This is a genomic window from Parasphingorhabdus sp., from assembly GCF_039982415.1.
In the GTDB taxonomy this organism is placed as follows: domain Bacteria; phylum Pseudomonadota; class Alphaproteobacteria; order Sphingomonadales; family Sphingomonadaceae; genus Parasphingorhabdus.
The window spans coordinates 73,964-89,350 of record NZ_JBDWYL010000005.1; the positions used below are offsets into that span (position 1 = coordinate 73,964).

A 15,387-nucleotide genomic window follows, 5' to 3' on the forward strand; every position below is an offset into this window, starting at 1 on the left:
GGAATTCTCATAACAGAGGAATAAGGGTCGCGCGCAGAGGCGGCAAAATGGCATCTTGCAAAATTATGATGCCGATAATCACGACCATAGGTGTGAGATCGATAGAACCGAAATCAGGCATGATTTTTCGCACCGGCCGATAAATTGGAGCCGTCAGCGCATCCAATGTCGTCCAAATTGCCCGCGCAATGTCATTTTGCAGATTGATCACATTAAATGCGAGCAACCAGCTCATGATCGCCTGAACAATGATGACTGTGATCGCAACATTAAGCAAAATGGCGATAATTTGAAATAAGGCAAAAAACATGGATGAAAACCTTTTCGTCTATTGATGGCCATTAAACGATAGTGGCATGCAATGCCAAGCAATCTATGCCAAAATTTACTGTATCAATAATATAATACAGTTAGACTATTAATCAACCGTTTCAAAATCATCGCGAATCAACGTCCCCGCGCCTTTGCTGGTGAATATTTCCAGCAACATGGCATGAGGCACGCGGCCATCCAAAACCACCGCTGCATCAACCCCTTTGATCACCGCATCCACGCAGGTTTCCAACTTCGGAATCATGCCGCCTGAAATGGTTCCATCGCCTTGCAATTGCCGGATTTCTGTGGGGCTAAGGTCAGTCAGCAATTCCCCTTTTTTGTCGAGCACACCGGCGACATCTGTCAGCAAGAACAGGCGAGACGCGCGCAACGCAGCGGCGACTGCGCCAGCCATGGTGTCGGCGTTGATATTATAGGTGTGGCCATCTTGCCCGACACCTATAGGGGCAATGACCGGAATCATCCCCGCCGTCGAAATCGTATCTACCACACTGCGATCAACATGCTTAGGCTCGCCGACAAAACCAAGATCAATAATGCGTTCAATATTACTGTCCGGATCGCGGGCTGTCCGGCGCAATTTGGCGGCTTTAACAAAGCCCCCATCTTTACCGGAAATACCGATGGCGCTGCCGCCGGCTCGCTCGATCCAGCTGACCAATTCCTTGTTAATCGCTCCTGACAAAACCATTTCGGCAATTTCAGCGGTTTCTTTGGTGGTCACCCGCAAGCCATCGACAAATTCACTTTCCACGCCAACCCGTTCTAGCATGGCCCCAATTTGCGGGCCGCCGCCGTGAACGACGACCGGATTAATGCCGACCGCCTTGAGCAATACAACATCTTCGGCAAAATTGCGGGCCAATGTCGGATCACCCATGGCGTGGCCGCCATATTTGACGACAAAAGTTTTCCCAGCATAACGCTGAAGATAGGGCAAAGCCTCTGTGAGCGTTTCCGCTTTGGCGAGCATCGCCGGATCAGGGGCATGAGTGGTGGATTGATCGGTCATGCTGTCTTTCAATCCAGCTTCACGCTAAATGCAAGATTTTTATCAATTTTCAGGCGGAGCCGCATTTTTGATACGGGCCAATTGTTGCACTTTTTCCAACGTCATTTTGACATGACCACGGGGATCTTGCGCGCTATGGACCAATGCAATTTTACTATCCTGATCAATAACATAACTGGTTCGATTGGTCAGGGCCAAGGTCGGTTCCATGCGCACTTGATAGCCATCCATCACCGCATCATCAGCCCGCGCCACGGCAAATTTATCGCGGCATTCCTCCACCGAAAATTTAGTCAATTCCTCCATACTGTCCCCAGACATGCCAATCACCGTCGCTCCGGCCGCTTCAAAATCGGCCGTCGCTTCTGCAAACATATTCGCCTCAATCGTGCACCCTTCGGTAAAGGCTTTTGGGAAAAAATAGAGGACGACCGGTCCGTTTTTGAGCTTTTCGGACAGATTGACCGGAAAGGGTTTGCCAGCCAGCGCACCGGTTGTTTGAAAAGACGGCGCAACAGCCCCCACTTCCAGCGGCTCTGCATTGGCGCTGCGCGAACTATAGACATAAGCACCACTGCCGATGAGCAATGTCAGCATAATCAAGATAATCCAACGATTCATGATTCTTCCTGTTCCAGCGCTGCTTTTAGCGCATATAGTTGATCCAACGCCTCACGGGGGCTGAGCGCGTCCACGTCCAGTTCCTGTAACGCCTCTCGGAGCATATCGGTGTCCGCCTCTTCTTCGGCAAGAGTTGCGGCAAATAAAGGCAAATCGCCAAGGCCTGCGGCCAAGCCACCAGTTTCTGCCTTGCCCGCTTCCAATTTATCGAGCACCGATTTGGCGCGTTTGAGCACCGGCTTTGGAATACCAGCAAGCTTAGCCACAGCGAGGCCATAGCTGCGATCGGCCGGTCCTTTAGCCAGTTCATGGAGCAGCACCAGATCGCCTTTCCATTCCCGTGCGCGGACATGATGCAAAGACATCGCATCCAACCGATCCGCTAGCCGTGTCAATTCATGATAATGAGTCGCGAACAGACAGCGACATTGGTTGGTTTCATGCACCGCTTCAACCACCGCCCAGGCCAAGGCAAGTCCATCATAAGTCGATGTGCCCCGTCCCACTTCATCAAGAATTACAAAACTTTGGTTCGTGGCTTGGCTCAAAATTGTCGCCGTCTCAACCATCTCCACCATGAATGTCGAGCGCCCTTGGGCCAAATTGTCCGAAGCGCCCACGCGGCTGAACAAGCGATCAACCAGACTGAGTTTTGCCGCAGCTGCAGGAACAAATCCCCCGGCTTGTGCGAGAATGACAATTAACGCATTTTGGCGCAAGAATGTAGATTTCCCGCCCATATTGGGTCCTGACACGAGCCACAAACGTTCGGCATCTGATAAGGCGCAATCATTGGCAACAAATGGATCGCCATCCGCGCTCAGCGCGGCTTCAACAACTGGATGGCGGCCCGCTTCAATATCGAGCATATTGCCCGGAACAAATTCCGGCCGGTTCCATTGGCCTTCCACGGCCCGTTCCGCCAAAGCCGCAGCGACATCAATACGGGCCAAGACATCCGCGCTTCTGGCAATGGCATCTTTACGATCCAATATCGTTTCGATCAATTTTTCAAAATGGGCGGCTTCTGCGGCCAGCGCGTGGGCTCCGGCTTGGCTCACGCGAACCGCCTCATCATGCAATTCAATGGAATTAAAACGGACCACGCCGGCCAAAGTCTGGCGATGCGTGAAGCCAGAATCTTCCGCCATCAAATTGTCGCCATGGCGCGCCGGCACTTCGACAAAATATCCCAAAACCGCATTATGCTTAATCTTCAGCGTATTAATGCCGGTGGACTCACGATAGCGTGCTTCCAAAATGCTAATCGCTTTGCGGCCATCAGAGCCCGCATTGCGCAACTCATCCAACGCAGGATCATAGCCGCTCGCTATATAGCCGCCATTGGTCATGTCCGTCGGGGGTGTTTCGACCAGGGCTTGTGTCAACAGATCGACCATCGCCGCGTGACCATCAAGAGCGGGCAGCAAGTCGCTCATCATCGCCGGCAAGGCAATATCCACCACCAGATTTTCACGCAACAGCCGCGCGCCTCTAAGGCCATCACGAATTTGTCCCATATCACGCGGGCTTCCGCGTCCAGCCGATAGGCGGCCCAAGGCACGGCTAATATCCGGCATAGCCTTTAACGCATCGCGGACATCATCGCGAATGACCGGGGCATCGTGAAACCATTGCACCATACCCAGTCGCAAATTGATTTTCTGTTCCTCGAAAAGAGGGGCCGCCAAATCCCGGCCCAACAAGCGCGCACCGCCCGGCGTGACCGTGCGATCAATATTGTCCAGCAAACTGCCGGCCCGTACCCCCGCCATTGTTTTTTCGATTTCGAGGCTCGCGCGCGTGGCGCCATCGATAAGCAAATATTCTCCGGCATGACGCTGTACGGGCGGTTTTATATAGGGTGTATCTCCCTGGGCTGCATGTTCGATATAGGCAATGAGACCACCGGCCGCGGCCAATTCACACCGCGTAAAATCCCCAAACCCATCGAGAGTCGACACACCGAAAAGGCTTTTCAATTTCTTCTCTGCAAGGCCGCTATCAAAATCTTCTTTTGGCCACGCGCTGGCTTGATCAATGCGTTCCGCCAGCGCAGGACTACAAATAATTTCCGAAGGAGCAATTCGCGACAATTCTGCCCTCAGCGCATCTTGTGAGATCTGTAGCAGTTCAAAATCGCCAGTCGAAATATCACTCGCGGCTATGCCAATTTGCCCCTGCACTTCCGCCACTGCGGCCAACATATTGTCCGACCGTGCATCCAATAGACTATCTTCGGTCAGCGTGCCGGCCGTGACAAATCGAATGATATCGCGAGCCACTAGCGCTTTGTAACCACCCCGCGCCTTTGCTTCAGCGGGAGTTTCGGTTTGTTCCGCAATAGCAACTTTAAACCCCGCTCGGATTAATTTCGCAAGATAGCTCTCCGCGGCATGGGCGGGCACACCGCACATCGGGATTTGTTCACCGGCATTTTTGCCGCGCGACGTCAGCGCAATATCCAGAGCAGCCGATGCCAATTTAGCATCTTCGTAAAATAATTCGAAAAAATCGCCCATGCGATAAAAAAGCAAACAATCCTGCGCTTTTTCTTTTAGTGCAAAATATTGTTCCATCATCGGCGTCAGCTTTGGCTTGGCGTTTTTATCCGCTCCTGCTTTTTGTGCTTTTTTTGACTTTGCTTTCGTCGACATGGCCGCAGCGATAGCGGACAATGGCGATACATAAAAGAGCCACAATTCCATATTTGAAATCTAACATGGCAAAACAGCAATATTGCCCCCCTTGCCCAATGCCCATCATTCGGAGTAGGCACGTTTTTGGGAAGCGCAACAGCTTGGCAGGGGATGCCAAATCTGAATCACGGAGAGATAATTTGGCCGACAATAACAAAAGCAATGTAGAGTTTTCCGAGCGCGAAGCACTCTTGTTTCACTCCCACGGGCGTCCTGGAAAAATTGAGATTATCGCCTCCAAACCGATGGCGACACAGCGGGATTTAAGCCTCGCCTATTCTCCCGGCGTTGCGGTCCCGGTACGGGCAATCGCAGAGGATCCGACAACCGCCTATGATTATACCGCCAAGGGCAATCTGGTCGCCGTGATTTCGAACGGTACTGCCATTTTAGGCCTCGGCAATCTTGGGGCATTGGCTTCCAAACCGGTGATGGAAGGCAAGGCCGTCTTGTTCAAACGCTTTGCCGATGTTGATTCGATCGACCTGGAACTCGACACCGAAGATACGGATGCCTTTATCAATGCGGTCGAACTGATGGAACCGAGCTTTGGCGGCATTAATCTCGAAGATATTGGTGCACCGGCTTGCTTTATCATCGAACAAACCTTGCGCGACCGGATGAACATACCGGTCTTTCATGATGATCAGCATGGCACAGCGATTATTGCAGCGGCTGGTATCATCAATGCTTGCTTGCTAACCGAGCGGGATGTCAAAAACATTAAAGTTGTCGTCAACGGCGCCGGCGCCGCTGCGATAGCCTGTGCATCGCTGATCAAAGCCATGGGCGTGCCTCATGAAAATCTTACCATGTGCGATCGCTCGGGTGTAATTTACCAAGGGCGGGACAATGTCGACCAATGGAAATCAGCCCACGCGATTGACACCGAAGCGCGGGATTTGACCGAAGCCTTAAAAGGCGCGGATGTTTTCCTTGGCTTGTCGGCCGCTGGCGCGCTAAAACCTGAAATGGTCAAGGATATGGCCGACAAGCCAATTATCTTTGCCATGGCCAATCCTGATCCAGAAATTACCCCGCCCGATGCCAAGGCCGCGCGTCCTGACGCCATTGTTGCCACCGGTCGGTCGGATTATCCCAATCAGGTCAATAATGTTCTCGGCTTCCCGTTTATTTTCCGCGGTGCACTCGATGTTCGCGCCACACGGATTAATGATGAGATGAAAGTCGCTGCTGCCACCGCCATTGCCGAACTGGCGCGGGAACAAGTGCCCGAAGAGGTCGCGGCAGCCTATGGCGGACAAGCGCCCACTTTTGGTGTTGATTATATCATCCCAGCCCCGTTTGATCCGCGGTTAATGGACGTGGTGTCTGCGGCTGTCGCTAAGGCCGCCATGGACAGCGGGGTTGCGCAAAAGCCGATCGAAGATCTCGATGCTTACCGGCAAAGTCTCAAGGCGCGACTCAATCCCACCACCTCCGTCCTCACGCAGGCCTATGAAGCATGCCGCATCGCGCCCAAACGGGTCATTTTCGCAGAAGCGGAAGAAGACGTCGTGTTGCGCGCTGCGATTCAATTCCAAGATGGCGGCTATGGCACGCCCGTCTTGGTCGGCCGAGATGATCGGGTGCGCGACAAGCTCAAAGAGCTAGGCGAAGGCAATCCTGATCGCTTTGAAATTCACAATTCGCGCAACAGCCCGCTCGTCCCTGACATGGTCAATATGTTATACGAACGGTTACACCGCAAAGGGCATATGAAGCGCGATATCAAACGCATGGTCAATCAAGACCGTAATATATTTGGTTCAGCGCTTTTGGCCATGGACCAAGGAGACGCCATGATTACGGGCGTGACGCGGCCCTATTCGCAAACGTTCAAAGATGTCGCAAAGGTCATTGATCTTGAAAAAGGCCGTACGGCATTTGGTATTCATGTCATGGTCGGCCAAAGCCATACCGTCTTCATGGCTGACACCACGGTCAATGAACGGCCGAGCGCAGAAGAATTGGCGGACATTGCCGAGCAAACTGCTGCCGTTGCCCGCAAAATGGGCCATGAACCTCGCGTGGCCTTTCTCAGCTATTCCACCTTCGGCAATCCTCCTGGCCGTTGGCTCGAGAATATTCGCGAAGCCGTCGCTACATTGGATAGCCGCCGCGTGAATTTTGAATATGAAGGGGAAATGGCACCCGACGTCGCGCTTAATCCGAAGTTGATGGCCAATTATCCGTTTAGTCGCTTGTCCGGCACGGCCAATGTCTTGGTCATGCCTGGCCTGCAATCGGCCAATCTATCGGCCAAGTTGCTCCGTGAACTGGGCGGTGATGCCGTTATTGGTCCAATGTTGGTGGGACTCGACAAGTCAGTCCAAATTGCCACCATGGCCTCAACCGCATCGGAATTGGTGACACTCGCAGTATTGGCTGCCAGCGGGATTGCAAAATAGCCCAACCAGCGCCGCTGGTTTTGCGTGCTTAAGGACGTGTTGGGTCGTTGCTGGCGCCTTGTGCACCAGGAGCACCCACCGCACCAATATTGCCGAATAATTCTTCGAAGAAAGACCGTTCTCGGCCTAGCGTCGGAGTTTTGTCGCCATCTGGGCTGATGCTGGCCACGAGCTCCAGACCGGTCCGATCCACAGAAGCCACGTTGCCGGCTTGATCAAAAACCACCCGCATGACCATTTGATCGCGCGGCGTTGGAGAATTAAAGGCCAATTGCTTGGTTTCTCGGGACACATAATACCAACTATTTTCATCAAATTGCCCGGTAAATGTTGGGCGGCCCAAGGATGCTTCCACCGATTGGCGATTGTCAATACCCGGTTGAATCGCATTGGTTAGAACGGGATCGACAATATAGCCTTGATGGCCCCGCACTTGAGAACAGCCAGAAAGCAGCAATCCGCCAGCTATTAAGCCGGTTAACAGCGCCTGCTTTTTAACATTTGGCCTTTTCATTTGGCTACGCATCAACTCTATTCTCCAAAACAGATGTCTCACAGCCGCGAAGCCGAAACGACAATCTTTACCATGCAGCATAATATTATCTGCTCGTTACATGGCCCATTGCATCTCGCGGTAGAAATATCAATATCCCCTGTATGTAGGCTTAACATTAAGCCGATGGCCGGCCATAGCTATGCCGAAGATAATATGGGGTTCGAATAATGTCATTTCTGAATGAACTGCTGGGTCGCAAAAACCCCAATATGGTCATGCAGCCTCTCTATGATGCGGTGATTGCCGAAGGGCGGCGCCTTGATTGGTATGAACGCGGCCAAGTGCCCGATAGTCTAGATGGCCGCTTTGATATGATTGCAGCAATATTCTGTGCAGTCCTGATCCGGTTGGACGATACGAATGATGCCCGGCAAGAAATTGCGTGGCTGACCGAGTTATTTGTCAGTGATATGGAAGGACAATTGCGCCAAATTGGGATCGGCGATTTGATCGTTGGGAAACGTGTGGGTGAAATGATGGGAGCCTTGGGCGGCCGATTGGGAGCCTATAAAAGCAGTCTGATGGACGAAGAAAACCTGTCTGAAGCCCTTACCCGCAATCTCTATCGCGGCGAAAAACCTGATGATGAGGCGCTTTTCTTTACATCCGAGAATTTCGAAAAATTCTATATAGAATTAACAAAGACCGACACCGCGCAAATCATTGCCGGACAAATTGGAGCTGGCTCATCATGACTTCTGTACCGGCGCTGCCGACCCCAGAATTGTCTGTCCTCATCAAACTGTCCGATTTGGGCGCCACCCCGGCAACGGATTCTATTGTCGCCACGGATGAGCAATGTCTGAAGCTGGCCGAGCGCTTTGGCCTTCCCTCCATCCAAAGCTTGACCGCCAGTTATCGGCTAGAGGCCAGAACAGACGACATTCTGTTTACCGGCTCGATCGACGCCCAATTGGAACAAACATGTGCGATTAGCGGTGAAGCCTTTCCGGTTCATGTCCTGGAAGATTTTCATATTATTTTCGTGGAGAAACAGGAGTATTCCGGCGGCGAAGAGGAGATTGAACTGGAATCGGACGATTGCGACATGATTGAATATGAACAGGCGCAGATCGACATTGGGGAAGCGGTGGCCCAGACGCTTTTACTGGCGTTAGATCCTTATCCGCGTGGTCCAAATGCTGAGAAAGTTGCGGACAAAAAGGGGTTAAAAAGCGAAGAAGAAGCCGGGCCATTTGGCGCGCTTGCGGCGCTCAAAGACAAATTGAGCTAGGCCGCGCTCTTCTCTTCTTCCTTATCCGCCGCCGCTTTGATCAGCTTCTTGTTCAAATTGTTCAGCCGGACTTTGCTCTCTATTTTTCCGCCAAGCAAATCCGTGACATAAAATGTATCAACTGCACGTTCTCCATATGTTGCGATATGGGCGCTGTGCACGGTGACCTTCGATTCAAACAGAACATAAGCCAGTTCGTTTAGCAATGCCGGACGGTCTTGCGCGGTCACCTCTATCACTGTGAAACGGTTGGAAGCACTATTGTCGGCCATAGCATTGGGGACGATTGTAAAGGCGCCCGCTCGAGAATGCGCCAATGGCCGCGCTTCTAATTTGGTGGCCAGTTTCGAGCGATTGGCCAATGCATCTTCCACGGCTTGTTTTAGCCGCTCCAGCTGACGGTCTTCTGCAAAGGGTTGACCATTTTGATCTTGTACAAGAAAATTATCGAGCGCCATGCCATCACGGGTAGTGTGGATACGGGCATCGATAATATTGCCGCCTGCCACGTGGATGCCGCCGGCAATCCGATAGAATAGCCCGGGATGGTCCGCAGCGTAGATCGTTACCAATGTGGCTCCGCGCTCGGGATAAGCTTCGGCTGAAATAGCAAGATTATCATCCCCGGCGCTGAGCATGAGCCGTGCATTATGGACGATAATATCCGCAGGTTCAGCAATCCAATACGGGTCGGTCAACCGCTTTGCCAATTTCGAGAATTGGGCCTTCGGAAGATCCAATATCTCCGCCAATTCGGATTTTTTCTGGGTGATTCGTTCCTTGCGGCCGCGCTGCTTATGTCCCAGCAGCAACATTTCTTCCGACGCTTGGAAAAGGTCGGTAAGCAGTTGCCGTTTCCAACTGTTCCAAATGCCCGGACCAACCGCGCGAATATCCACAACGGTCAAAACCGTCAGCAAACGGAGCCGTTCGATCGATTTCACCTGGCTAACGAAATCCTGAATGGTTTTAAAATCTGACAAATCGCGTTTGAAGGCCATGGCTGACATCAACAAATGATGCCGTACCAGCCAGGCAACCAATTCGGTCTCATAGGGCTCGAGTCCCAATCTTGGGCACAGCTTCATGGCCACTTCAGCGCCGAGGATACTGTGATCGCCGCCGCGCCCCTTGGCAATATCATGCAGCAAGGTAGCGACGAAGAGGACGCGCCGATTCTTCAGTTTCTTGATCGTTTCAGTAGAATTGGGATGATCATCGATCAGATCGCCGCTGCCGATGCGCGCCAATAGTCCAATGGCGCGAATACTGTGCTCATCAACCGTATAATGATGGTACATATCAAATTGCATCTGCGCCACAACGCGCCCAAAATCAGGAATGAACCGGCCAAAAATCGAAGCTTCGTTCATCCAGCGCAGCACCAATTCGGGATCGCGGGGAGAGCACAGAACATCGAGAAACAGCTTGTTGGCGCGCTGATCTTTGCGGATCTTATTGGTAATTAATTTGGCGTCCCGGCGCGCTGCGCGCATAGCTAAGGGATGAATTTCCAACCCATGTTTGTCGGCCAGCTGGAAAATTTCGATCAGCCGGACCGGATCATCTGCAAAAAACGCATCATCGGGCAAGGCCAATCGCCCCCGATCGAGGGTAAAACCTTTCAGCTTTTTCGGCCGCCGAGTAATATTGGGGATGAATCGCCGAACACCAGCATTGTGGGTTTCGTCGAGATGGGCCAGGAAAACCCCGGTTAAATTGCCCACGACTTTGGCGTTCAGGAAATAATATTGCATGAACCGTTCGACCGAGGATTTTCCAGGCCGTTCGGCAAATCGCATCCGTTCGGCAACGCCGGGCTGCAGATCAAAAGTCAACCGGTCCTCCGCGCGGCCGGTCATATCATGCATGTGGCAGCGCACCGCCCACAAAAAATTTGCCGCTTTGCGAAACCGTTTAAATTCGGTCGCGGTCAATAGGCCGACGTCCACCAGTTCCTCGGCGGCACTGACGCGGTGTATATATTTTCCGATCCAGTATAAGGTTTGCAAATCGCGTAATCCGCCCTTGCCTTCTTTGACATTGGGTTCGACAACATAACGGCTATCGCCCATGCGCACATGGCGCGCGTCGCGTTCAGCGAGTTTTTCGGAAACAAATGTGCGGTCTGTCCCGGACACAACATCTGCATAGAAGCGCATCTTGGCTTCTTCATAGACATCGGCATTGCCCCAGATATAACGCCCCTCCAGCAAGGCGGTGCGGATGCTCAAATCCTCGCCAGCCATGCGCACCATCTCGTCGATTGAGCGGCTGCTTTGACCCACTTTCAGGCCGAGGTCCCAGAGCCAATATAACATCGCTTCAATGGCCTGTTCGGTCCAACTGGTCTGTTTAAATGGGGTGAGAAACGCAATGTCAACATCGCTATGCGGTGCCATTTCGCCTCGTCCATATCCGCCCACGGCCATGACCGCAATCCGTTCGCCAGCAGACGGATTGCCCACCGGATATTGATGACCAACAGCAATATCATGGATGATGCGGACCAGTTGATCGATCAAAAAGGATTGCGCCGCAGCGGCATCATGACCAGCCGAAGGCTTTTCCACCAAACGCCGGCTAATCTCCGTGCGCCCCTGTGCCAATGCTTGTTGCAGCAAAGGCAATATTTGTGGGCGCGCTTTTGCGATGCCCAGATCAGCAACCAGCGCTTCAATGGTCTCGACCAGTTTACGGCGATCGATAATATCCCGCTGCCGGACAATCCGTTTCCCCGGATCCGCTGCCGGCTTGGGTATGTCCGCGCGAATATTCATCCTGAGTTAGCCAGAATTTCCCGGTGTTTTTTGGCCAGCACAATTTTCGCAATTTTCGCGGTCCCGAGCTTGGGCAAGGGTTCATCATATTGCCAGATATGAACCGGCATTTTAAAGGGCGCGAGCTTGTCCTTGAGGAAATCAAGCAGAGCCTCTTGGTCGAGACTTTCGCCTTCTTTCACATGATAGACCAGGGCCGGTACTTCGCCAAAACGCTCATCATCCACACCAAATATACAGGCTTCGGCTACGGCGCTATTTGCATAAATGGCCGCTTCCACTTCCTGACAGCTAATATTCTCACCACCGCGGATGATAATTTCTTTTTTCCGGTCAACAATATACAAATATCCGTCTTCATCGAGATATCCAATGTCGCCGGTTCGGAAATAGCCATCTGTGGTGAAAGCCTCTTGGGTCGCTTGATCATTATTCCAGTAGCCCGTGAAATTGGCACTGGACCTTATGCAAACTTCGCCGCGTTCTCCTTGCGGGACTTTTGCCCCATCATCGTCCAAAATGCCAACATCGACAATTGGCGGCGTGGCCCGTCCCGTGCTATCTGGTTTGGCGAGATAATTTTCATTTTGATTGGAACAGCCGACGCCATTGGTTTCGGTCAGGCCATAGCCGATCAGCGGGAAGCCTTTGCCCATGCCTTCCTTTATCCGTTTGACATGATCAACCGGGCGGGGCGCTCCCCCGGCCGCCATGGATACGCATGTGCTCAAATCATAATCGGCAAGTTTAGAATGCGAATAAATTTCCATGCTCATCAAGGGAACACCTACGAAATAGGTCACTTTCTCTTTCTCGATAAGCGCCATGGCGGCTTCGGCATCCCATTTTTTCATCATCACCAATTTTCGGCCGATTGCATAGCTGACCAAGACCAAGGGAACTGAGGCGGTAACGTGGAACAAGGGAACTGCGACCAGAGCGGTGGGTTGAATATCCGGCAAAGTCCCTGCCTTTTCCATCAGATGCGCCATGACCGCAAAGGCGCCGACGAAGCTCATAGCGCCCTGGACGACCGCGCGATGCTCTGCATAGGCCCCTTTGGAGCGGCCGGTTGACCCAGAGGTGAACAATATTGTGGCATTATCTTCGGGGCCCATTTGCGGCAAAGACGTGGCTGCGTCACCGCCTTTGGCCAAACAGGCCTTTAATCCTTCCAATGGCGGCAGGTCATGCTCGAACAAAATAATTTCCGCGCCATGATCTCGTCCCGATTCGGTCAGCCGTGCCGCGCGTTGTTGATCGGCAAAAACAATTGAGCAGCTAACATCTTCAATCCCGTCTGCCAGTTCATCACCTTGCCACCAACCATTAAGCTTGGTGCAGATTCCGCCGGCCATGGTGATTGCCATATCCAATATGATCCAGTTGGCAGAATTGCGGGCAGCAATACCGATCCGATCACCCTTTTTTACGCCATGGCCTACGACCAAACCACCGGCTAAGGCTTTAGCGGCTGCATAAGTTTCCTTAAAAGTCAGTCGGATATCGCCATCAACCAGAAATTCTTTATCGGCATGTTGCATGCTGAAAAACGCAAGATAGTCAGAAACATTATTCGGCGCATTTTTGAAAATCGGCATATCCACGCCATATTTTTCGACCTTGTCCAGCTCCAAAAGCTGACCGGGTTGGGTCATGGCGTGTAATGTTTCGTCGATCATCGTATCTAATGGCGATGGCATTTTCATTTTCTCCCACAAAGGCTCTTTGGGTTTCTCTCTTGGTATCGGAGAATTTCCCGTTATATGCCCTTGCTATATGACGATGAAAGCGAACGGGGAAAAGAGTTGATTGATATTATTCTTGCAAGCGCGGTGCAATTTACGCGATTTGAGGAATTGGGACTGTCCGCGACAGCGCTGGATCTCGGTTTTTTCCAACTAAAATGGTATTCGCTGGCCTATCTCGCCGGTATTTTAATCGGCTATTGGTATCTCACGAAGCTGATCAAAGAACCGGGCGCGCCGCTCGCGCGCCGCCATGCCGATGATATGATCTTCTATGCGACTTTGGGCATTATCTTGGGCGGCCGACTCGGCTATGTTTTCTTCTACAAACCGGAAATTCTCGCAACACCACTCAAAATTCTGCAAGTTTGGAATGGCGGAATGTCGCTCCATGGCGGAGTGTTGGGTGTTGTTCTGGCCATCTGGTATATTTCGAAAAAGGAAAAGCTGAGCTTCCTGCGTATTTGTGATTATATTGCCTGTGTCATTCCCTTCGGTCTGTTGTTTGGTCGCCTCGCCAATTTCGTCAATGGCGAACTTTGGGGCCGCGTTACGGACGTGCCTTGGGCAATCATCTTTCCTATGGGCGGAGAAGTTCCCCGCCATCCCAGCCAGCTTTACGAAGCGGGACTGGAAGGTTTGCTCTATTTTGTTATCACATCCCTGCTGTTCTGGAAAACCGAAGCCCGGTATCATCCCGGCAAGTTGGTGGGGACTGGATTGTTGGTTTACGGGCTCAGCCGCTTCACAGTCGAATTTTTCCGTCAACCGGATCAAGGCCTAGAAAATCTCAGCTGGGGTTTGACCATGGGACAGACGTTGACCGTCCCGATGTTGATATTGGGCGTCTATCTTGTCTTTACCGCTAAAGGACGCCGGGTCCGTGTCGAACCGGCCGCTGGAGACAAAAGCATTGCCTGAAGCAGAATCCGCTGCCCACTATCTCGCCGAGAAAATTGATCGCGACGGACCGATTGCGTTGAGCGAATATATGGCCATTGCCAATGCGGCTTATTATGCCGCGAAAGATCCCATTGGTGAACAAGGGGATTTTGTCACCGCGCCTGAGATGAGTCAGATTTTCGGCGAATTGGTTGGCATATGGTTGTCCGACCTGTGGCTTCGCAAAGGAAGTCCGGATCATATTCACTATGTGGAACTGGGCCCGGGACGCGGAACCTTGGCATCCGATGCATTGCGCGCCATGTCAAAATTCGGCGCAAAGCCGCAAGTGCATTTTGTCGAAACCAGCCCCGAACTCAAGGCCAAGCAGGCCAAAGTGCACGAAAGCGCGGCGTGGCATGAGACCATTGAAACCCTGCCAACTGACGGGCCTTTACTGATCGTTGCCAATGAATTTTTCGATGCTTTGCCGGTTGAACAATATATTGCAACTCAGGCCGGTTGGCGCCGTCATATGGTCGCGCGCGAACGCAATAAGTTTATCGCAATTCCCGGTACCGAAATCATCAATAATCGAGTTTCCAAATCCTCAGCCGGATTGCCAGCGGGAACAATATTGGAAAGTTCTCCAGCGAGTATTGAAATATTGGGCGCCCTATCGAGCCGTATTGCCAAACAAGGCGGGCTGATGCTGATCATCGACTATGGCTATGATCGCCCCGGCACCGGCAGCACATTGCAGGCTGTCAAAGAACATTTGCCAATAAGCCCCTTTGATAGTCCAGGAACATCGGACCTCACCGCACATGTCGATTTTCACAGCCTCGGCAATATTGCAAAAACACGGCTATTGTCGGTGCACGGCCCGGTTGGCCAAGGGCAATGGCTTAAATCTTTGGGCATTGATCAACGGGCCAAACGGTTAGCGGAACTAGTGCCCAAAAAAGCCGATTCAATTCGCGCGGCTCATCATCGACTAACTCATCCAGATGAAATGGGGCGGCTTTTTCGGGTCATGGCAGCGACATCAATGGAATGGCCAGAGCCAGAAGGCTTTACTTATGGAGAACCCTAACCGGCTCGGCCT

At 52.1% G+C, this 15,387-nt stretch carries 12 protein-coding genes; 5 read left to right on the plus strand and 7 right to left on the minus strand.

What is annotated here, in order from left to right:
* Positions 1 to 7 precede the first annotated feature (7 nt).
* From ABJU74_RS05255 to mutS, 4 genes are all read right to left on the minus strand, one after another.
* Complete coding sequence (locus ABJU74_RS05255) at positions 8 to 310, minus strand: YggT family protein (protein WP_348383108.1); 303 nt, start codon at positions 308 to 310, stop codon at positions 8 to 10.
* 108 nt (positions 311 to 418) lie between these two features.
* Positions 419 to 1,348 carry an acetylglutamate kinase gene (gene argB, locus ABJU74_RS05260; protein ID WP_348383109.1) on the minus strand — a complete coding sequence of 310 codons (930 nt, stop codon included), beginning with the start codon at positions 1,346 to 1,348 and terminating at the stop codon, positions 419 to 421.
* A gap of 42 nt (positions 1,349 to 1,390) precedes the next feature.
* A complete protein-coding gene (locus ABJU74_RS05265) occupies positions 1,391 to 1,969 on the minus strand; it encodes a peroxiredoxin (protein ID WP_348383110.1) in 579 nt (192 codons plus the stop codon).
* Positions 1,966 to 4,551, minus strand: a complete 2,586-nt coding sequence (mutS, locus tag ABJU74_RS05270; protein ID WP_348383153.1) for a DNA mismatch repair protein MutS — start codon at positions 4,549 to 4,551, stop codon at positions 1,966 to 1,968. Before mutS ends, ABJU74_RS05265 begins: the two co-directional genes overlap by 4 nt.
* 257 nt (positions 4,552 to 4,808) lie before the next feature.
* Between mutS and ABJU74_RS05275 the strand changes: the two genes are divergently transcribed.
* A complete protein-coding gene (locus tag ABJU74_RS05275) occupies positions 4,809 to 7,079 on the plus strand; it encodes an NADP-dependent malic enzyme (RefSeq protein WP_348383111.1) in 2,271 nt (756 codons plus the stop codon).
* A 28-nt stretch (positions 7,080 to 7,107) separates the two neighbouring features.
* Here ABJU74_RS05275 and bamE read toward each other — a convergent pair whose 3' ends face one another.
* Complete coding sequence (bamE, locus tag ABJU74_RS05280; protein ID WP_348383112.1) at positions 7,108 to 7,605, minus strand: outer membrane protein assembly factor BamE; 498 nt, start codon at positions 7,603 to 7,605, stop codon at positions 7,108 to 7,110.
* Between the two features lie 197 nt (positions 7,606 to 7,802).
* Here bamE and ABJU74_RS05285 point away from each other — a divergent pair, with 197 nt between their 5' ends.
* Entirely contained in the window at positions 7,803 to 8,330 is a 528-nt protein-coding gene (locus tag ABJU74_RS05285; protein WP_348383113.1) for a ubiquinol-cytochrome C chaperone family protein, read from the plus strand.
* Positions 8,327 to 8,869, plus strand: a complete 543-nt coding sequence (locus tag ABJU74_RS05290) for a DUF177 domain-containing protein (RefSeq protein ID WP_348383114.1) — start codon at positions 8,327 to 8,329, stop codon at positions 8,867 to 8,869. Before ABJU74_RS05285 ends, ABJU74_RS05290 begins: the two co-directional genes overlap by 4 nt.
* Here the strand turns inward: ABJU74_RS05290 and ABJU74_RS05295 are convergent.
* Positions 8,866 to 11,649 (minus strand): [protein-PII] uridylyltransferase, encoded by a 2,784-nt coding sequence (locus ABJU74_RS05295; protein WP_348383115.1) that lies wholly within the window; start codon positions 11,647 to 11,649, stop codon positions 8,866 to 8,868. The genes ABJU74_RS05290 and ABJU74_RS05295 overlap by 4 nt on opposite strands.
* A complete protein-coding gene (locus ABJU74_RS05300; protein WP_348383116.1) occupies positions 11,646 to 13,352 on the minus strand; it encodes a class I adenylate-forming enzyme family protein in 1,707 nt (568 codons plus the stop codon). Before ABJU74_RS05300 ends, ABJU74_RS05295 begins: the two co-directional genes overlap by 4 nt.
* Before the next feature lie 105 nt (positions 13,353 to 13,457).
* Between ABJU74_RS05300 and lgt the strand changes: the two genes are divergently transcribed.
* Positions 13,458 to 14,318, plus strand: a complete 861-nt coding sequence (lgt, locus tag ABJU74_RS05305) for a prolipoprotein diacylglyceryl transferase (protein WP_348383154.1) — start codon at positions 13,458 to 13,460, stop codon at positions 14,316 to 14,318.
* Complete coding sequence (locus ABJU74_RS05310; RefSeq protein ID WP_348383117.1) at positions 14,311 to 15,375, plus strand: SAM-dependent methyltransferase; 1,065 nt, start codon at positions 14,311 to 14,313, stop codon at positions 15,373 to 15,375. The genes lgt and ABJU74_RS05310 overlap by 8 nt, the downstream gene beginning before the upstream one ends.
* Positions 15,376 to 15,387: the final 12 nt, after the last annotated feature.